The sequence below is a fragment of the Erysipelothrix amsterdamensis genome (assembly GCF_940143175.1).
Classification (GTDB): domain Bacteria; phylum Bacillota_I; class Bacilli_A; order Erysipelotrichales; family Erysipelotrichaceae; genus Erysipelothrix; species Erysipelothrix amsterdamensis.
Window position 1 is genome coordinate 1,071,409 of record NZ_OW659496.1, and the last position, 18,924, is coordinate 1,090,332.

An 18,924-nucleotide genomic window follows, 5' to 3' on the forward strand; every position below is an offset into this window, starting at 1 on the left:
AAAAATATGATTAATATTGAGAATGTTACGAAAACTTATAATGGTACCCATAAAGCCGTTGATGATGTGTCCATTCAAATTAATTCCGGAGAAATCGTTGGATTTATCGGCCCTAATGGTGCAGGTAAAACAACGACCATTAAGATGCTTACAGGGATCTTAGCACCCGATTCCGGATCAATTACCCTTAATGACTTAAGCATCCGTGACCAACCAATTGAAGCGAAGCAACAGTTTGGTTATGTTTCTGATGACCCAAATGCATTTTTAAAATTAAAAGGTATCGAGTATTTGAATTTTATTGCAGACATCTACAATATTAATGAGTTGGACCGCCAACAGCGTATCCAAGACTACACTCAACTACTTGGAATGGATAAAGCATTGAACGATAAACTCTTATCCTATTCCCATGGTATGCGTCAGAAAATTATGGTTATTGGGGTTCTTCTTCATAATCCATATTTATTAATTCTTGATGAACCCTTAACTGGACTTGATCCACAATCCTCTTATATTTTAAAAGAAGCAATGCGTGAACACGCAAATCAAGGCGGTGCTGTATTCTTCTCAACCCATGTTCTTGAAGTAGCCGAAAAGTTATGTGACAAAGTCGTTATCATTAACCACGGTCAAATTGTATATACTGGTACTCTAGAAGCCTTAAAATCTAGCTACAACCAATTATCACTTGAAGAAATCTTCTTGGAGCTGACAAAATGAATCGAATTCTGACACTAACCAAAACAATGTTGAAAACAACGACTTATGATTTTACACAACAACTATCCACAAAGAAAAAAAGGAATTCAAAATTTATGATTCTCATATTTGCATTACTTTTTATCTATCTTGGTGGAATCATCTTTTATCTTTGGAACACGCTCATTAAATCGTCCGTTTCATTAGGACAACCTGGCATCGCAATCCATACATTATTCGCAAGTGCAAGTGTCTATATACTAATTATTGGTATTCTTGTCGTTCCCGGTATTTTCTACTTTTCAAAGGATATTGAACGATATTTAGTACTTCCAGTCAGTGCTTCTGATATTTTGTTTGCAAAATTCATTACAAGCTTAGTGACCATGTACATCAGTGCAGCCATTATTTTTATTCCCTTCGCAATTGCATATATTGTGAATGCTAAGCCGGATATATTCTTCATTATTCGATTTATTCTCAGTTCACTCATGATACCCATCATTCCATTTACACTATCACTAGTCTTTATGATTCTCATTTTGACATTTGTTCCCTTCTTTAAGAATAAAGATGTTTACACCTATGTCTCTACATTCTTCGGTATTGTACTTGGTCTTGGTATGGCATACCTAGGCCAAACATCAGGAACCGGTGGTGCTGATTTTCTAGCTAATGTCATGTCGAGCATCGCTTCAGGAGACAATGCCTTATTAAAAGTACTCAACGGTGTCTTCCCTACTATCCCTTTACTTTCTCAAGGGGTTGTTTATGCCGATTATGGAAAAATGATCTTGGGAATTGTTGTATCGATCCTCAGCCCATTCTTACTCGTAACACTGGTTCAAAAGTTATATTTCAAAGGGGTTATCGGTATCGACGAAGCCACTTCTAAGAAAACCGCATTAACATCTGAAGCATTTCAAAAATCTACAAAACAAAGATCTGCGCTTCGATCAATAATGCGCTATGATATTCGAAACATCCTTCGAACACCAACATTTACCACGAATTATTTCGCAGGACTTATTATTATACCGGTATCTTTTGTCATTCCATTGTTTATAGGTATATCAAAGTCCCCAGTCTCCATTACCGAGATCAATCAGACAGTACAAGAAATTATGAGCACCAATTTCTACAGCCAAGCCTTTTACGTTAAATTTGCATTAGTAGCCATAATTGGTCTTTTAGTCTCATATTTTATGGCCAATGTCGGTATGATTACCGCAACGTCTATTTCTCGGGAGGGTCGCACACTCCAACAATTCCAAGCAATGCCACTTGATTTTATGACCTTAGTTCACGCGAAAATACTAATCGGTGCAATCATAACTGTCATTCCTACTTGGATTATCGGAATCGTAATTGCCGGCTTCCTTAAATTAAATGTCGTATATGTATGTATCTTCATCTTGAGTTCCTTTTTGGGTTCAATCCTTTCCAACACAAGTGCCATCGTATTGGATGTATTTTCGCCAAAACTAATTTGGGACAATGAAACACAAGCGATTAAACAAAATTTTCTTGCTGTAGTTCCGCTATTCTCCTCTTTTTTAATTATTGGAGGATTTGTGTTTGCAGCGCTTAATTATAATCCAATTCATGTAATATATATTTTTGGTCTTATTCTCATGATTCTCAGTTTTCTCGTGTATCAATTGATAAAGAAACTGGTTTATAAAAGACTGCCACAAATCATTGAAACACTCTAATAAAAAAACCTTAACACTGAAACATAAGTTTCGGAACTGACCTAGTTCCGTGGGACTAAAGAAAAAACCAAGTTAGGATGAAGTTAACCGATAATTTACGGGCGATTGATATCCTAGCTTTTCTTGTATTCGATTTTCATTGTAATATTTTAAATAGTTTATCACAGTTTGTGATACAATTTCAGTAGAACCCTTTAGTTCTGGGTTTAATTCGAATGTTTCACACTTTAGAGAGGCATGAAACGATTCGATAGGAGCATTATCAGCGGGTGTCCCCTTACGGGACATACTCATGGTAATGCTTTTATTTTTTACTCTAAGTTGATACTCTTTTGATGTATAGACACTTCCTTGATCAGAATGAAGAATACATGGCTGAACGATATCCGGAAGTTGATTTAATGTATCAACCACACATTCTAGGTTTTGTCTGTCACTCAATGTAGACGCAATAATCTCACCATTATATAAATCCATGATCGTAGATAAATAGAGCATTTTATGGCCATAAGGGATGTAAGTGATATCTGTCACCAATTTCTCTAGAGGACGTAGTGATTTAAAGTCGCGATTAATGATATTGGGCATAATGATCTTCGGATTTTTGTTTTTTCGATACCGTTTGACCTTAACACGGCATTGACATTGGTGTTTCTGCATTATCTTTTGAACAGTATTCTTATTGATAATTCTTTCTTTTCGAATTAATGCAGTTATTTTTCGATATCCATAACGAAATTTATTTTCTTTACAAAGTTCAATTACTAATGCTTCATTGACAGAATAATTATTAGAATCTAGTTGCTCTTTTTTAGTCCAACGGTAATACGTTGACTTAGGTACCCCAAAAAGATTCAAGATATCTTTAATTGATACAGTGTTGCGATACTCTTCAACGAGCTTGATGATTATTTCAGGAACCACATCCTTTCTCTTTCCAAATACTTTTTTAATAGTTCAATTTGTTGCTCCAAAGATTTAATTCTAAGTCTTTGTGTTTCTTCGACCGTGTCTCCTTCAGGCCCTTTTCCAAAAGTATATTGCTTGCCTACAGGTTGAGAAAATCGATAGTGTTCACCATTTCGATACCATCTCCACCATGTTTTGACTTGTGTTACATTTTTTATTCCAAGTTCAGTCTGAATAAACCTGCTTGAGTATCCTGCCAATTTCATTTCTATAACTTTCATCTTTGTCTCATAGCTATGCATAGTTCGTGTTCCCATATAAAAACCTCCTATATTGAACTATTTTACAATAATTCTCATACAAGAGGTTTTTTTCTTTAGTCCCACGGAACTAGGTCAGTTCCTTCAAAATCTTAAGGTTTTTTATTGTTATTAAACTATTAAAGACTTCAGATTATTTTGATAAGCTCCCCTTAAAGTAGACACCCGAAATAAATAAAATCGGGCACTACAAAAAAGGAGGAGCTTTTTCTATGGGGAGAAAGAATAAATATCCAGCCGAAATAAAAGAACAAGCAATTAATGAATATTTGAATGGCATAAAAGGTGCACCAGAAATAGCTGAAGAATTATCTATTGATTCTAGTACATTACGTAGTTGGGTGAAAAAGTATCAAACTTATGGTATTGAAGTTTTTTCAGATAAAGATCGAAACAAAAGTTATTCGAAAGAGCTCAAGGAATCCGCAATTAGGGATTATCTTGAAGGCGCAGGTTCTCTTAAAGATATTAGTATTAAATATGGTATAAGTTCCCATGAGGTTTTGCGCGGATGGATAAAAAAGTATAATAGACTTGAAACTATAAAGGATTACGATCCTAAAGGAGAAGTCTATATGACAAAAGGTAGAAAAACAACAATTGAGGAGCGTCAGGAAATTGTCGCATATTGTATTGAACATGACTACGATTATAAGGGGACTGCTGAGCGCTATGAACTTTCTTATGCTCAGGTTTATCAGTGGGTGAAAAAGTATAACGAATTGGGAGATGATGGTCTTCTTGATAAACGTGGCAAGCGAAAACAAGAAGATCAACTTAGTAATGAAGAACGTTTAGAACGTAAAGTAAAACTACTTGAAAGACAACTCGAACTGAAAGAACGCGAGAACATTCTATTAAAAAAAGTGAAGGAAATCGAAAGGGGGCGATATTCTCCAAAGCAAAACAAGAAGTAAAGTATCTCGCAGTGCAGGAACTACATCATAAACATGGCTGGAGTATTCAGTGGATGTGTAAGGTACTTAAAATCGCAAGAAGTAGTTATTATAAATGGACGCATCGTGTTGAAACAAGCAATGAAATTGAAAATCATGAGCTTTGCAATCTCATTCTTGATTATGATGAACTATTTGGACATATCTTAGGCTATCGACGCATGACGGATTGGATCAATGAGTTGAATAGCGTTCAATATAACTCGAAGAGGATTCATAGACTCATGAAGATGCTAGGGGTGAAATCAGTGATTCGTCAAAAGTCTAAAAAATATTCACGAAGCACTCCTGAAATCACAGCTGAAAATATTTTAAATCGAAATTTCTTTGCCGCAAAACCGAATGAAAAATGGCTGACAGACGTCACAGAATTTAAGATTAAAGGTTCAAGTAAGAAACTATATCTCAGTGCGATTATTGATCTTTATGATTTAAGTGTTGTGGCGTATCAAATAAGTGATCGGAACAATAATCAACTTGTGTTTGATACTTATCATAAAGCTATCGCGAGATATCCAGAGGCAAAACCTTTATTTCACAGTGACCGCGGATTCCAATACACAAGTAGGGCATTTAGGAAACAGCTAGAAGATCAAGGAGTGATGCAAAGTATGTCTAGAGTGGGACATTGTATTGATAATGGTCCTATGGAAGGATTTTGGGGAACAATCAAATCAGAAATGTACTACCCTAATGAATTCAGTACAAGAAGCGAATTGAAGAAAGCAATTGAAGTGTATATTGATTTTTATAACAACAAGAGACTTCAGAAACGCTTCAAAAACAAAACACCAATGATGGTTCGAACTGAAGCGCTAGGAACAGAGACACCTGTAGTCTACGCGATTCCAACTAACAAGAAGATTGAAGCTTACTGGTCAAACATTAGAGAAAAACAAATGCAGTCACTTGTAGCATAAAAAAGATGATTCATCATAAAGTGATAAATCATCTTGGATATTTTATTTATTTCACCTGTCTACTTGACAGGGAGCAGTTCATTTATTAAAGATGTCTTTTGCTTTATCGGTCAAATCTTCAGCGGTTTCTTTAGCTTTATCGGTCAAATCTTCAGCGGTTTCTTTAGCTTTTTCCGATAAATCTTCTGCCACTTCTTTACCCTTAGTCACTGCATCAGCAGTCATATCGCGACCTTTTTCCAATACGTCTTCAGCAGCTTCTTTGGCTTTTCCACCAAATTCATTCATCTTTTCAGATGCTTCTTTAGTTACTGATTCTGTTTTTTCACCAAGATCTTCAGCGGTTTCTTTGGCTTTTGTACCCAAATCATCAGCAGAGCTCTTTGCTTTTGCTGCAAGTTCTTTTGCTTTGTCTAATAAATTTCCCATATAATAAAGCCTCCCTTTTTGTATATGTTGATTATATCGTACATCATACGAATCAATCAAAGCTTTTGACTTAATCCTTACATTCTTCATCAAAGGTTCACAAAAAACCTCCAGTACTTAAACTAGAGGTTTTTAGAATTAATCTTCAAATTTTACGTTGTGATATACTTCTTGAATATCTTCAACTTCGTCAAACATCGCTTGAATTTTTCTGAAATTGTCAGCATCTTCGCCTTCAACTGTTACGTATTCATTTGGTAAATAGGTAATTTCAAGCACATCAAATTGAATTTCACCCAACTTACTTTCGAGTGCTTCTTTTGCTTTATGAAGACTTGTCGTATCAACAGTAACAGTCATATGACCATCTTCTTGTTCAATATCGATAAGGTCTACTTCATTTTCTAAAAGAATTTCCATAATTGTTTCTTCATCACTGGATTCAAATGACAACAACCCAACGTGCTCATATCCGTGAACTACGGAACCATTAACACCGATCTTACCTTTAGATTTTGTAAAGCAATTTCGAACTTCACTGTATGTACGATTATCGTTGTCTGTTAAACATTCAACGATAAATGACGATGCACCCGGTCCAAACCCTTCATAACGTACAGCATGATAGTTCTCTTCAGAACCACCCTTAGCTTTATCAATCGCACGTTTAATAACATCGGCAGGAACTTGTTTAGTTCTTGCTTCATCAATGATGCGTTTTAAACCCACGTTCATCTCAGGATCAGGAATACCAGCCTTAGCTGCCATATAAATTTCTTTTCCATATCGTGAATACACTTTCGTTTTAGCGGCCGCTGTCTTTTGCATCGACGCCTTACGAACTTCAAATGCTCTACCCATATTTTTTACCTCCTAATGTTATCGCACTTCAACGTTGAAACGTTTTGTTAGTTCTTCAATCACTGCACTCATTATATCATTAATTTCCTCTACCTCGAGGGTACGGTCTTGCCCAAAGGACAATTGGAATGCAATGGATTTTTTATTTCCTAATTTTTCTGATGTAAATACATCAAAGACATTTAAATCAACCAAATATTTTCGAGATACTTTTTCAATTGATTGAATTAAATCACTTACCGAAACTTCATTATCACAAAGAATCGCTAAATCTCGAGTCATAATTGGATATTTTGCTACTGCAGTCGCTTTTATAGCACCTGCTTTTTGTCCTAAAAGATAGTCCAAATCAATTTCTAAATAAATAGGGTCTTTTAAGTCGTATTCTTTTGCATAAAGAGGATGAAGCTGACCAATAACCCCTAAGTGTTTACGGTCAAACAGAATTTCTGCACTCTTGAATGGGTGGAATTTTGAATCATCAAATCCACTTGGCTTGAACTGGAATCTTTTTTCATTAAAACCTAACGTTTCAAATAATTCCATAATCATTCCTTTTATAGTGTAAAAGTCTAAAGGAATCTCAGTTTTCGTCCAATTTTGATTAAATAACGATCCCTGTCCAATAACTCCCAAACGATTTGATTTCGTCCCTTCAGCATATACTGAAGACTGTTCGAAGAAGAGCACATCTGAAATCTTGTGAGCATTATTATATGCTAAAACCTCTACCATCGATGGCAACAAGTGTGTTCTTAGATATGCACGCTTGTCACTAATCGGATTCGCTAAACGAATGGGTGTTCCTAAACTTTCCGAACCAACAGTCTTTGATTCATCCACAAGTGTATAGGATAGAATTTGATCAGCACCAAAACCAAGGAGAATATCTTCAATCATTCGTGTCTTAAGTTGGTGATCATTTAAATTACCGAGTGTTAAATCCATTAATGGTAATGTTTCATCCATGACATCATATCCGACAATTCGGATCACTTCTTCAATTAAGTCTTCCTCAATGGCGATATCTTTACGATACGACGGTATTGTACATACAATTCTATCATCAATATTTTTAGGATTAAAATTAAGACGTTCGAAAACATTTATAATTTCTGATTCTTCTAAAGATGTACCAAGATATTTATTGATGCGTTCAACGGTAATTGATACCTCAACCGGTGTACTATCAAGTGAACCCCATTGAACAGTCTCTTCTAGTGCTGACGCACTTGCATACTCTAGTAATAGCGAAACTGCACGATCCATCGCTTGTTTTGAAGCGTTATTATCCATCGGTTTGGTATAACGTGTGGAAGATTCACTGCTTAAACCTAAACGAGTTGCAGTTTTACGAACTGAAACATGGTTGAAACGTGCGACTTCAATCACAAGTCCTCTAGAATGAGGTTGAATCATGGAATTACCAAGACCCATAATCCCGGCAATACCTACTGGTACTGAGCCATTCATAATAACAAGATCGTTTTTTTCTAGATCATATGTTTGACCATCAAGTGCTTCTACGGTTCCTTCAAAATCATCACGAACTGATAAATCTTGATTTTTTAAGAAATCAATGTCGTAAAAGTGCATTGGATGACCTGTTTCAAGCATCACGAGATTTGAAATATCGACGACATTATTAATTGGTTTGATTCCCGAACCAATAAGTGCTTCACGAATCCAATCTGGAGAAGTTCCGATTGTTATATTACCAATCACTTTCCCCAAGAACAGAGGTGATTTTTCAGTGTATGATTGAATCTTAAGTTCTGTCTTACTACCAATTTCTGATGCGCCATCAAATTGAGGTAATGTAAGTTTACGTCCAAATAATGCGCTCACTTCATGCGCAATTGATATAATCGACATGAAATCAGATCGGTTTGGAGTTTGAGATATATCAAGAATTTCATCATCTAAGCCAAGCGCAACCGCTGGATTACTACCAGGTTCTGCTTTAGGAAGAACTACAATCCCTGTTTTTTGTTCTTCTGTTTGGAATTTTTCAGCAACACCCAGTTCATTCAGAGAACAAATCATTCCATTGGATTCTACACCACGAACTTTTGAAGCCTTGATATTAAAATCACCCGGCAAGACGGCTCCTACCTGTGCCACGCAAACATATAAGCCCGCTTTAATGTTTGATGCGCCACATACAATTTGCTCAACACGGTCACCTAAATCGACTTGACAGACGTTTAAATGATCACTGTCCTCATGTGGAACACATTCCAATACATGACCAACAGTTAAATGTGTTCCATGAATTAACGGTTCAATTCCTTCAACTTCTAAGCCTGCGTTTGTTAAGGTATCCGCAAGTGTTAATGTGTCAATATCTGCAATATCAACATATCTATTCAATAATTTTCTACTAACTAACATTCTAACCTCCTACTCAAAACGCTTAAATTGATCAATGAAACGTTTATCATTTGTATAAAATGATCGGATATCATCAATACCATATTTAAGCATCGCTATACGTTCAACTCCGATACCAAAGGCAAATCCCGAAAGTGTAGGATCATCGTAACCTGCAGCACGCAGTACATTAGGGTGAACCATACCACCCCCAAGAATTTCAATCCAACCTGTATCTTTACAAATACTACAGCCTTTACCACCACAGATATGACATGTTACATCAATCTCTACACTTGGTTCTGTAAATTGGAAATAACTAGGTCTAAAACGAATTTCACGACTTTCGCCAAACATTCTTTTGGCAAAAAGGTTTAAAGTACCTTTTAGATCCGATAAAGTAATTCCATGACCCAATACTAAACCTTCCATTTGAACAAATTGATGGGAATGTGTCGCATCATCATCATCACGTCGATATACTTTTCCAGGACAAATTACTTTCACAGGAACAGATGGTGCATATTCTTCGAGTGCACGCATTTGAATTGCAGTTGTGTGGGTTCGAAGTAAGGTATGTTCGTCAATAAAGAATGTATCTTGCATCTCACGAGCTGGGTGATCTTGTGGAATATTGGCACGTTCAAAGTTATATAAATCAAGTTCAACTTCGTCACCTTCTACAACTTTATAACCCATCTCCCTAAAGAAATCTTCCATTTCTCGGCGCATAAGAATGAGTGGATTTTGACTTCCTTGTTTAAATTGAGTTCCAGGTAATGTCACGTCAATCGCATCTTTAGCCATATCTTTTTTTAATTTAATAGCCTCTAAGTCTGTTTGCTTCTCTTTAAGCGCAGACTCAATACTTTGTTTTGCTTCATTTACACGTTTACCAAACAACGGTTTTTCCTCATTTGATAAATCCTTCATTTGTCCCATAACTTTCGTTAGAAGACCTTTCTTACTTAGATATTCAATACGAACATCATTTAAGTGCTCAAGAGTTTGTGCATTTTTGATTGCTTCAATCCCTTGATTCATAATCTCTTTCAAGTCCATATAAATCCTCCTTAAACATAAAAAAAACCGCACGTCCAGGAACGTCAAGCGCGGTACCATCCTGATTTATACAAAAAATGTATACATCTCTTCGTTTTTAACGCAAACGAAACGTAAGTGATTAGCTTCTCTCCAAGATGAATTCGCAGGTTATCAATCAATAGTTCCATCAACCCTATTGTTTCTATAAAAGATCTTGCCTGTTACTAATTCTCTTCAATGATTTTTATCTTCTCTATTATAACTAAAAGCGAAGGTAAATTCAAGATTACCCTCGCTTTAATACAGCTTTTATTATAATAAGTATAACTAATACCCCAACACCTAGAAGGACAATCGTTCCTCCTGGAGCAAGATTGAGAGCATATGATAGCGCAAGTCCGAGCCATACGAAGGTTAAAGAGAATCCAATTGCATAAAGCATTGTGGATCTATAGCTCTTTGATACCTGCATAGCACACGCTGTAGGAATAACCATAAGGGACGAGACAATCAAAGCACCCACGATTCGAGATGCAATCGACACCGTGATTGCGGTAAGGATCGTGAATATCAATGAAATACGGTTCGTATCAATACCGGAAAGAAATGCGGATTTTTCGTCAAAAGCGAGGTAAAAAAATTCACGATAGTATCGAATCGATACTCCAATAACAACTAAACTAAGTAAGATTGCAAGGAAGTTATCACTATCACCGATTGCGACAATGCTACCAAATAAAAAACTATTAAAATTCGCTGGATTTTTTACAAAACCAAGCAAAACACCAGACAAACCGATTCCAAAGGACATGATAATCGCAATCGCAAGTTCTTGATATTTTCCGAATTTCTTCTGAATAAACTCAATACTCAATGCAGCAACCAAACTTAATGCAATCGCCCCGACAATCGGATTAAACCCGAGAATCAATCCAATTGTAATTCCACTTAGTGAAACATGCGATAATGCATCACCAATCATCGACATTCTTTTGAAAACAACTACTACACCAATAAGTGGTATAATCACGGCTAACAAGCCACCAACAAGAAATGCCGTGCGCATAAATTCATATTTAAACATGTGTCATCACCTCTTGAACCATACGATTTTTCACTTCAAAAACGCGGTTAATTTTTTGTACATCATGGTCTAAGTTGTGAGTTACCATTACAATCGTCATTTTTTGGTCCTGATTCAGTTTTTCAAGGAGTTGATATAAATTTGTTATCGCCTCTTGATCCAAACCATTGGTCGGTTCATCTAAAAACAATATCTTAGGCTCTACAATCAATTCTCGTGCAATTAACACTCGTTGCAATTGCCCACCTGAAAGATTGTTAATCATTTCTGAAGCATATGCTTCCATACCAACGCGCTCAAGTGCTTCAAGTGCACGTTTTTTTCGAGACTTATTATAAAAATTAAAAAAACTCCCTTTAGAAAGTCTAAGCATAACGATTTCCAACGACGTTGCCGGAAAATCCGCAACACTCAGCAATCCGCCTTGTGGCACATACCCTATAGAATCAAACTGACTAAACGTATCTATTGACTCCCCCAAAAGTTTTACCGTACCCGATTTTGCTTTCTCAAATCCCAAAATAACTTTAAGAAGCGTCGATTTTCCTGATCCATTTGCCCCTGTTAGAGCTACAAAATCTCCCTCATCAATCGCAAAGGACACGGACTCTAAAATATTGTTTTTAGAATATGAAAAATCCATATTCTCTAATTTAAGTATTGATTTCATGCCATCTCCTTGTTAATATTTTTTTTATTTTTCATCTATAAATTTAATCTATTTTAGAAACATCTTACCAAAATATACGAATTACAACCATATGCAAATGGTTCGCAACAACTATTATATGTTTGATTTAATTCTGTGTCAACAACAGTTATGCGTTTACGGTCATATCACTCAAATTTCATTTTAAACATTGGTATAATAAATGTATACATTAAGGAGGATTATGTATGAAAGTTGTAGTTATTGGTTGTACACATGCAGGTACATCCGCAGTTAAAGCAATTATTAATGAAGACCCTACTGCTGAGGTAAAGGTATTCGAACGTAATGATAATGTTTCATTTTTATCATGTGGAATTGCTTTATATATCGGTGGTGTTGTAAAAGACGCTCAAAGTTTATTTTATTCAAGCCCTAAAGAACTTGCAGAATTAGGTGCAAACGTAAATATGGAACATAATGTTACAGATATTGATGTTGAAGCAAAACGTGTATCTGTTACAAACTTACTAACAAATGAAACTTTTGAAGAAAGCTATGATAAGTTAGTCCTTACGACAGGTTCATGGCCAATTGTGCCACCAATTCCAGGAATTGAAGCTGAGAATATTATGTTATGTAAAAACTATAATCAAGCTCAAGAAATCATTGCACGCAAAGACAAAGCTGAAAAAGTTGTTATTGTTGGTGGTGGATATATCGGAATTGAACTTGTCGAAGCATTCGGCGAATCTGGTAAAGATGTAACTTTAGTTGATGGACTTGATCGCATCCTTAATAAGTATCTAGATCCAGAGTTTACAGATGTATTAGAAGCAGACCTGACAAACCGTGGTATCAAACTTGCACTTAACCAAACAGTTCAAGAGTTTAAGTCTGATGATAATGGAAATGTAAGTCAAGTTATTACTTCTGCTGGAAGCTATGATGCAGACCTCGTAATTATGTGTGTAGGTTTTAAACCAAGTACAGAATTAATTAAGGATAAAGTTGAAACCTTGCCAAATGGTGCAATTAAAGTGAATGAATATATGCAAACAAGTCGTCCTGAAATCTATGCTGCTGGGGATAACGTAGCGGTTCACTATAACCCAACAGGCGACCACGCTTATATTCCTCTTGCAACAAATGCAGTTCGAATGGGTACACTTGTAGGAAAGAATATTATTGAAAACAAAGTTAAATACCGTGGAACACAAGGTACTTCTGGATTATACCTTTTCGGATATAATATTGGCTCCACTGGAGTTACTGTTAATTCAGCGCCTTTCTTTGGCTTAGACGTCGACTCAGTACTGGTTAAAGATAATTACCGTCCTGAATTCATGCCTACAACTGAAGAAGTAATGATGAAACTTGTGTACGAAAAAGAAACACATCGTATTGTCGGAGGTCAAGTAATCTCAAAGTATGATATCACTCAATCCGCAAATACACTTTCACTTGCTGTTCAAAACAAAATGACAATCGAAGATTTAGCTTATGTTGACTTTTTCTTCCAACCACATTTTGATCGTCCTTGGAACTACTTAAATATACTTGCTCAAGCTGCAGTAGAAAAGGAATCCAAAAAATAATTAGAACTATCGTATTGATGAAATTAGAAATTCTTTCATCAATACGATTTTTTTATGTATGTTTGCCTTCTTAGAAGTGCATCTTTTAAAACTTGATGAAACAAATTGTTGTTCCAAATGTTTAAATGTGCTTCTGGAATACTTAATTCACTAATATATCTAAAGAATGTCGGTATCGTCTCCACAAAAACTTTACGACACGAAGTTGCCCTCTGATTTCGATAATCCGTAACAGAATAACATGTATTATACGTTCCAGGTATCCTCACATTAACATTATTTGATGTAACCTCAATTCGATCTGAAATATTATTATGATCGTAGTCAACTGCACTTACATTCTCAAAAACATCATAAGGCTGATATTGATTGATTGAAATCGGTTGAGCATCGAGCTTTGGCATTCGATTACGTATTTTTAGTTTCAAATTCCCTCCAGTATAGTTCACAAATGTACTTGGAATATAAACTGTAACTTCATTCCCCTCAACCAACCGTTGCCGCCCATCAACACAACCTGATTGTTTTGCGCCAACTTTGAAGTAAGAGACAATCCCTTTATACTTAACAACATCTTTAATTTTTTGAAACATTGCACCTTGTCTATAGAACGATGTATTTCCATGAGAACGAGAACAATACTGTCCATACTCTACAACCTTGCCTTCATAGGACGGGAATGGTGTAGCTGTCGCGATCAGAGTATGATAGTACACTGTAATTCCTCCTTGTTTAAAAACTGAGTCAATCGAATAGTCTTTACCGTCGTATTGATGCGATAGAGATTTCATGCTCGTTAGATATAGAGGCACCTCTACGGTACGATGTGTTTGTTGATGGTGTATTTCAAGCGACAACGCGTAATCACCTTCTATCAAGGTGTTAAGGGGTATCGAGCCATAAAAACCTACATTTTCATAATGATGATTGCAGGATTCTTGGCTTATCTGGTTATCCTCACACAACCGATAACCGCGATAAGACATGAATCGAGTAAGATTTACAGAATCTAATGACATTTGGAATACTTTATGTGAAGGACCCTTCACATGGAGCCGAAATGAGTGTGTCGAAGCATCATAGTAATTTTGATAGTCTCTTATAAAGGCCCATCCTTTCAAATAAAGCATTCCCTTGTCAAAATTTACCTCAAGTAACTCATTTGGAACTTTTTGTCGATCGTCGATATATTCACAGGTAACCTCTGTTGCGAAAGCAAACATAAATATAAATAGAAAAAATAAATAACAACGCATAATCATCCCCCTATTTAAGTAAACACGATTCCTAGTAAGACATAAAAAAAAGACACACGTGGTGTCTTAATCATTGCGACGATTATAGATTGCAATATATCGAAGAATACTTAACAGAGTTCCAACTAACGCAGCTACATAGGTAAGCGCCGCTGCCGTTAACATTTTCTTGGAACCTTGAAGTTCTCCAGAATCAAGCAATGATTCTTGCTCTAAGATTTTAATTGCTCGTAATGATGCATCAAATTCCACAGGTAGCGTTACTAATTGGAAAATCGCAATGACACATAATAGAATAATTCCAATTTTAAGAAACTGTGGACTTCCAAACAAACCAATCATAATCGGAATCATACTGAATTTACTTGCGACAATCGCAAACGGTAAAACTTTATTACGTAATGCAATAAATCCATAATTCTCAGCATGTTGAATGGCATGACCACACTCATGAGCTGCGACTGAAACTGATGCAATACTTGTTTCATGATAAACCTTTGGTGATAGAGCTACAACTTTTTTTGTTGGATCATAATGATCACTCAATTCACCACCATTAGATTCAACAACTTGAACATCGTCAATATTTTTAAGATCTAAAATTCGACGTGCAACTTGCGCACCGGACAAATGTTCAAATGTATCCACTTGGCTGTATTTGCTGTAAGCAGATTGAACATACATCTGTGCAGCAAAAGATATTATAGCGGCAAGGATTACAAATCCATAACCGACACCCATTAAACCCATACTAACCTCCACTATAGAAAAAGGAGACAGGCTCCTTTTTTAAAATCATTAATTATTTAACTGCGTCTTTAAGAGCTTTCGCAGGTTTGAATCCTACACTGTGTGATGCAGCAATGCGGATTTTTTCTTTTGTTTGAGGATTAAAACCATCACGTTCTGCACGATGACGAACCTCAAATTTTCCAAAACCAGCTAAATCGACTGTTCCCTTATTTTCGAGAATTTCTTTTACCTCGTCTAGGAATGTTTCGATAAATTCATTTGCTTGTTTTTTACTAATGTCTAATTTGCCAGCGATTGACTCGCTTAATAATTTCTTGTTGTATGTTTCACTCATATTGAAACCTCCATTTCATAATCAAATAATAGCATTATAACTGCTGTCTGACAAGTTAAATACGCTCAGGTTTCAAATCTCTCACCATTAATTCACTTATGGCTTCAGAAGGGCATTTTTCTTCATATATAATTTTATATATTTGTTCAGTAATTGGCATATCAATGCCCTCTTCCACTGCGATTTCATAAACAACTTTTGCAGCGAAAACACCCTCTACAGTTTTTGTATTATGATCTAGAAATCCAACAGCTGAATTTTTTTGACCAATCTCCATCCCTGCTTGGAAATTTCGTGAATGAATCGATGTAGCTGTAACGACAAGATCACCAACACCACAGAGTCCAAGATAGGTTTCAGGTTGTCCACCCATGTGAACACCAAACCGTTGCATCTCAGTCAAACCACGAGTTATTAATGCAGCACGTGCATTATCACCCGCATCCAATCCTGCAGCGATTCCACTTGCAAGTGCAATAACATTCTTGATAGCAACACCATATTGTGATCCAATTACATCATCATTGGTGTAAACTCGAAAATAATCATTTGAAAAGAGAACTTGAATTTCTTCAGCAAGAACAGGGTTATCCGACACTGCATTGATTGTTGTGATTTTTCTCAATACAACTTCTTCTGCGTGCGAAGGACCGATTAAACTCACAACTCCCTTCAATTTATTAGGATCAATGACACGTTTAATAACATGATCAAGTAATTCATGCGTTGTAGGATGCAATCCCTTAGCAACATTGATAATAATAACGGGATGATTTAAATGAGTATTTAACTCGATGCATACTTCTTCTACAGCACCTGTTGGCACTGCAAGAAGTATAATTTGAGAGTCCAATATATCTTCGAAATTTTGTGTAGCATCTAATCGTTCGTTAAGTTTAACACCAGGAAAAAATTCTTCATTTAAATGATATAAATGTACATCTACAACCTGATCCAACTTACGTCCCCACATCATAACTTCATGTCCATTATCCGCTAAGACTTGACCTAAAGCAGTTCCCCAACTACCAGAACCTACAATTCCGATTTTCATTAAGCTCCCCTCTTTCTAATTAGAATTCTAATTGGTGTCCCTGTGAAATCAAAAGCATTTCTCAGAGCATTTTCTAAATAGCGCTTATATGAGAAGTGACACAACTCGGGATCGTTAACAAATATAACAAATGTTGGTGGCACTGTACTAACTTGTGATGCATAGAATACTTTTAAACGTTTTCCATTGTGTGATGGCGGCGGTGTAAGCATGACAGCATCATGAATTACTTCGTTGATTACACTTGTACTGATACGTTTGATACTGTTAGCATGAACATCCTCGATAAGAGGAATCAACGTATGAACACGTTTACGTGTTAATGCGGATACAAATACAATCGGTGCATAGGATAAGTACATAAACTCACTACGAATAACTTTTTTTACATCTTCCATAGCAGTTTCTTCTTTATCTACAACATCCCATTTATTGTAAACAATAATAATTGGTTTTCCAGCTTCGTGCGCAAACCCAACAACATGTTTATCTTGAGCACGAATACCGGCTTCACCATCGATTAAAAATAACACAACGTCACTTCGATCAATTGCACTCATAGCGCGTAGAACTGAATATTTTTCTACATCTTCATAGACTTTACCGCGTTTACGAATTCCCGCTGTATCAATGATGACATAATCACGTTCGTTCATTCTAAAAGGTGTATCGATTGCATCGCGTGTAGTTCCTTCGATATTTGAAACAATTACGCGATCTTGATTCAACATTGCATTTACTAGTGAACTTTTCCCTACATTAGGGCGACCAATAGCACAAAAACTGAGTTCATCTTCATACATCGTAATCCCATCTTGTGGTAATTTTTTAATAACCTCATCCAAAAGATCACCTAAACCAATACCGTGTTCACAAGATACTGCAAACGGTTCATCATAGCCAAGTGCATAAAACTCATAAATATCCGATACAAATTGAACATCGTCTACCTTATTTGCCGCAATAATGACTGGTTTGTTTGTTTGTCTTAAAAGTCGTGCTATAAATTCATCATCTGTAGTCATGCCTTCTTTAGCACTTACAACAAAAATAATAATGTCCGCTTCATCGATAGCAATATCGACTTGCATTTTAATTTCTTCTTGGAACGGTTGGCCTTCCATCTGAATTCCACCCGTATCAATAAATCTTAAATCCTTTGTTAACCATGTGGTCTTTCCATAAAGTCGATCACGTGTAACCCCTGCTTCGTCATGAACAATAGAAATTCTCTCGCCCATAATTCGATTAAACAGAGATGATTTCCCTACATTAGGACGGCCAACGATTGCTACTACTCCATCAATCATTCAAATTCCTACTCTCTATAATATTTACTATTTGTGATACAACTTCTTCAATTGACATCGATGTTGTATTTATTTCAATGGCATCTTCAACCTTAATCAGTGGTGATTCTTGACGATTCATATCACGCTCATCGCGCTCAATTAAGTCAGAATGAACTGCTTCATATGTCGTTTCAATTCCATTTTTTACTAATTCGTTAAATCTTCTGCGTGCACGTACGCCCGCATCAGCGGTTTGAAATATTTTCACTTCAGCATCTGGAAGAACAACTGATGTGATATCACGTCCATCCAATACAAATCCTTTTTTTGAAGCAATTTCTCTTTGAATTGATACTAAAACATCACGAACTGATCTATGTTTAGATACTTGTGAAGCTGCTCTCGAAACTTCGTCGTTTCGAATAAGAAGCGATACATCTTGACCATTTACTAAAATCATATTCTCTTCGGGTAATTCAATTACCAAATCTTTAACGATGTTAAAGCATGCTTTTTCATCATTTAAATCAATATTTTGATTCAAACAAATAAGTGCAACTGCTCGATACATTGCGCCTGTATCGATATGCACAAATCCTAATTTTTTTGCTAATTGCTTAGCGATGGTGCTTTTCCCCGACGCACTCGGTCCATCAATTGCTATATTAAACACAA

At 36.0% G+C, this 18,924-nt stretch carries 18 protein-coding genes and 1 other annotated feature; of the genes, 5 read left to right on the top strand and 13 right to left on the bottom strand.

Annotated elements, in window-relative coordinates; all coding sequences use genetic code 11:
* The first annotated feature begins 6 nt into the window (after positions 1-6).
* Both NMG63_RS05015 and NMG63_RS05020 read left to right on the top strand, forming a co-directional pair.
* The gene (locus NMG63_RS05015) at positions 7-723 is read left to right on the top strand and encodes an ABC transporter ATP-binding protein (protein ID WP_254006538.1); all 717 of its coding nucleotides are present in this window, start codon (positions 7-9) and stop codon (positions 721-723) included.
* Positions 720-2,417, top strand: coding sequence for an ABC transporter permease (locus NMG63_RS05020; protein ID WP_254006539.1), 1,698 nt, complete (start codon positions 720-722; stop codon positions 2,415-2,417). Before NMG63_RS05015 ends, NMG63_RS05020 begins: the two co-directional genes overlap by 4 nt.
* Before the next feature lie 72 nt (positions 2,418-2,489).
* Here the strand turns inward: NMG63_RS05020 and NMG63_RS05025 are convergent.
* Positions 2,490-3,643, bottom strand: a protein-coding gene (locus NMG63_RS05025) for an IS3-like element ISErh1 family transposase (protein WP_254006376.1) whose coding sequence is annotated in 2 segments (ribosomal slippage) — positions 2,490-3,370 and positions 3,370-3,643 — 1,155 coding nt in all. Because the reading frame shifts where the segments join, the coding sequence is not laid out codon by codon here.
* A gap of 215 nt (positions 3,644-3,858) precedes the next feature.
* Here NMG63_RS05025 and NMG63_RS05030 point away from each other — a divergent pair.
* Positions 3,859-4,563: a helix-turn-helix domain-containing protein gene (locus NMG63_RS05030; RefSeq protein ID WP_254006375.1), complete on the top strand. Its 705-nt coding sequence runs from the start codon at positions 3,859-3,861 to the stop codon at positions 4,561-4,563.
* Positions 4,536-5,522 carry an IS3 family transposase gene (locus tag NMG63_RS05035; protein WP_254007443.1) on the top strand — a complete coding sequence of 329 codons (987 nt, stop codon included), beginning with the start codon at positions 4,536-4,538 and terminating at the stop codon, positions 5,520-5,522. Before NMG63_RS05030 ends, NMG63_RS05035 begins: the two co-directional genes overlap by 28 nt.
* A gap of 78 nt (positions 5,523-5,600) precedes the next feature.
* Here the strand turns inward: NMG63_RS05035 and NMG63_RS05040 are convergent, their stop codons facing one another.
* The 6 genes from NMG63_RS05040 to NMG63_RS05065 form a co-directional block, all read right to left on the bottom strand.
* Positions 5,601-5,951 carry a YtxH domain-containing protein gene (locus NMG63_RS05040; protein WP_254006542.1) on the bottom strand — a complete coding sequence of 117 codons (351 nt, stop codon included), beginning with the start codon at positions 5,949-5,951 and terminating at the stop codon, positions 5,601-5,603.
* 138 nt (positions 5,952-6,089) lie between these two features.
* Positions 6,090-6,812, bottom strand: a complete 723-nt coding sequence (locus NMG63_RS05045; RefSeq protein WP_254006543.1) for a YebC/PmpR family DNA-binding transcriptional regulator — start codon at positions 6,810-6,812, stop codon at positions 6,090-6,092.
* An 18-nt stretch (positions 6,813-6,830) separates the two neighbouring features.
* Complete coding sequence (pheT, locus tag NMG63_RS05050; protein WP_254006544.1) at positions 6,831-9,206, bottom strand: phenylalanine--tRNA ligase subunit beta; 2,376 nt, start codon at positions 9,204-9,206, stop codon at positions 6,831-6,833.
* A gap of 9 nt (positions 9,207-9,215) precedes the next feature.
* Entirely contained in the window at positions 9,216-10,247 is a 1,032-nt protein-coding gene (pheS, locus tag NMG63_RS05055; RefSeq protein WP_301332389.1) for a phenylalanine--tRNA ligase subunit alpha, read from the bottom strand.
* A gap of 34 nt (positions 10,248-10,281) precedes the next feature.
* Positions 10,282-10,476 (bottom strand) — a binding site (T-box leader).
* Between the two features lie 39 nt (positions 10,477-10,515).
* Positions 10,516-11,313 (bottom strand): metal ABC transporter permease, encoded by a 798-nt coding sequence (locus tag NMG63_RS05060; RefSeq protein ID WP_254006545.1) that lies wholly within the window; start codon positions 11,311-11,313, stop codon positions 10,516-10,518.
* Complete coding sequence (locus NMG63_RS05065) at positions 11,306-11,983, bottom strand: metal ABC transporter ATP-binding protein (protein WP_254006546.1); 678 nt, start codon at positions 11,981-11,983, stop codon at positions 11,306-11,308. The genes NMG63_RS05060 and NMG63_RS05065 overlap by 8 nt, the downstream gene beginning before the upstream one ends.
* A gap of 227 nt (positions 11,984-12,210) precedes the next feature.
* On the opposite strand from NMG63_RS05065, the gene NMG63_RS05070 reads away from it, so the two are divergent.
* Complete coding sequence (locus NMG63_RS05070) at positions 12,211-13,560, top strand: FAD-dependent oxidoreductase (RefSeq protein ID WP_254006547.1); 1,350 nt, start codon at positions 12,211-12,213, stop codon at positions 13,558-13,560.
* 38 nt (positions 13,561-13,598) lie between these two features.
* Here the strand turns inward: NMG63_RS05070 and NMG63_RS05075 are convergent, their stop codons facing one another.
* The 6 genes from NMG63_RS05075 to cmk form a co-directional block, all read right to left on the bottom strand.
* Positions 13,599-14,816 (bottom strand): immunoglobulin-like domain-containing protein, encoded by a 1,218-nt coding sequence (locus NMG63_RS05075; RefSeq protein WP_254006548.1) that lies wholly within the window; start codon positions 14,814-14,816, stop codon positions 13,599-13,601.
* Positions 14,817-14,882: 66 nt separating this feature from the next.
* A complete protein-coding gene (locus NMG63_RS05080; RefSeq protein ID WP_254006549.1) occupies positions 14,883-15,566 on the bottom strand; it encodes a zinc metallopeptidase in 684 nt (227 codons plus the stop codon).
* Positions 15,567-15,618: 52 nt separating this feature from the next.
* The gene (locus NMG63_RS05085; RefSeq protein WP_003773810.1) at positions 15,619-15,903 is read right to left on the bottom strand and encodes an HU family DNA-binding protein; all 285 of its coding nucleotides are present in this window, start codon (positions 15,901-15,903) and stop codon (positions 15,619-15,621) included.
* A gap of 55 nt (positions 15,904-15,958) precedes the next feature.
* Positions 15,959-16,957, bottom strand: a complete 999-nt coding sequence (locus tag NMG63_RS05090; protein WP_254006550.1) for an NAD(P)H-dependent glycerol-3-phosphate dehydrogenase — start codon at positions 16,955-16,957, stop codon at positions 15,959-15,961.
* A complete protein-coding gene (gene der / locus NMG63_RS05095; RefSeq protein WP_254006551.1) occupies positions 16,957-18,267 on the bottom strand; it encodes a ribosome biogenesis GTPase Der in 1,311 nt (436 codons plus the stop codon). The genes NMG63_RS05090 and der overlap by 1 nt, the downstream gene beginning before the upstream one ends.
* Complete coding sequence (gene cmk, locus NMG63_RS05100) at positions 18,260-18,922, bottom strand: (d)CMP kinase (RefSeq protein WP_254006552.1); 663 nt, start codon at positions 18,920-18,922, stop codon at positions 18,260-18,262. Before cmk ends, der begins: the two co-directional genes overlap by 8 nt.
* Positions 18,923-18,924: the final 2 nt, after the last annotated feature.

Coding starts and splice junctions, on each gene's coding strand:
- NMG63_RS05015 (WP_254006538.1), top strand. CDS start 7: ATGATTAATATTGAGAATGTTACGAAAACTTATAATGGTACCCATAAA.
- NMG63_RS05020 (WP_254006539.1), top strand. CDS start 720: ATGAATCGAATTCTGACACTAACCAAAACAATGTTGAAAACAACGACT.
- NMG63_RS05030 (WP_254006375.1), top strand. CDS start 3,859: ATGGGGAGAAAGAATAAATATCCAGCCGAAATAAAAGAACAAGCAATT.
- NMG63_RS05040 (WP_254006542.1), bottom strand. CDS start 5,951: ATGGGAAATTTATTAGACAAAGCAAAAGAACTTGCAGCAAAAGCAAAG.
- NMG63_RS05045 (WP_254006543.1), bottom strand. CDS start 6,812: ATGGGTAGAGCATTTGAAGTTCGTAAGGCGTCGATGCAAAAGACAGCG.
- pheT (WP_254006544.1), bottom strand. CDS start 9,206: ATGTTAGTTAGTAGAAAATTATTGAATAGATATGTTGATATTGCAGAT.
- pheS (WP_301332389.1), bottom strand. CDS start 10,247: ATGGACTTGAAAGAGATTATGAATCAAGGGATTGAAGCAATCAAAAAT.
- NMG63_RS05060 (WP_254006545.1), bottom strand. CDS start 11,313: ATGTTTAAATATGAATTTATGCGCACGGCATTTCTTGTTGGTGGCTTG.
- NMG63_RS05065 (WP_254006546.1), bottom strand. CDS start 11,983: ATGAAATCAATACTTAAATTAGAGAATATGGATTTTTCATATTCTAAA.
- NMG63_RS05070 (WP_254006547.1), top strand. CDS start 12,211: ATGAAAGTTGTAGTTATTGGTTGTACACATGCAGGTACATCCGCAGTT.
- NMG63_RS05075 (WP_254006548.1), bottom strand. CDS start 14,816: ATGCGTTGTTATTTATTTTTTCTATTTATATTTATGTTTGCTTTCGCA.
- NMG63_RS05080 (WP_254006549.1), bottom strand. CDS start 15,566: ATGGGTTTAATGGGTGTCGGTTATGGATTTGTAATCCTTGCCGCTATA.
- NMG63_RS05085 (WP_003773810.1), bottom strand. CDS start 15,903: ATGAGTGAAACATACAACAAGAAATTATTAAGCGAGTCAATCGCTGGC.
- NMG63_RS05090 (WP_254006550.1), bottom strand. CDS start 16,957: ATGAAAATCGGAATTGTAGGTTCTGGTAGTTGGGGAACTGCTTTAGGT.
- der (WP_254006551.1), bottom strand. CDS start 18,267: ATGATTGATGGAGTAGTAGCAATCGTTGGCCGTCCTAATGTAGGGAAA.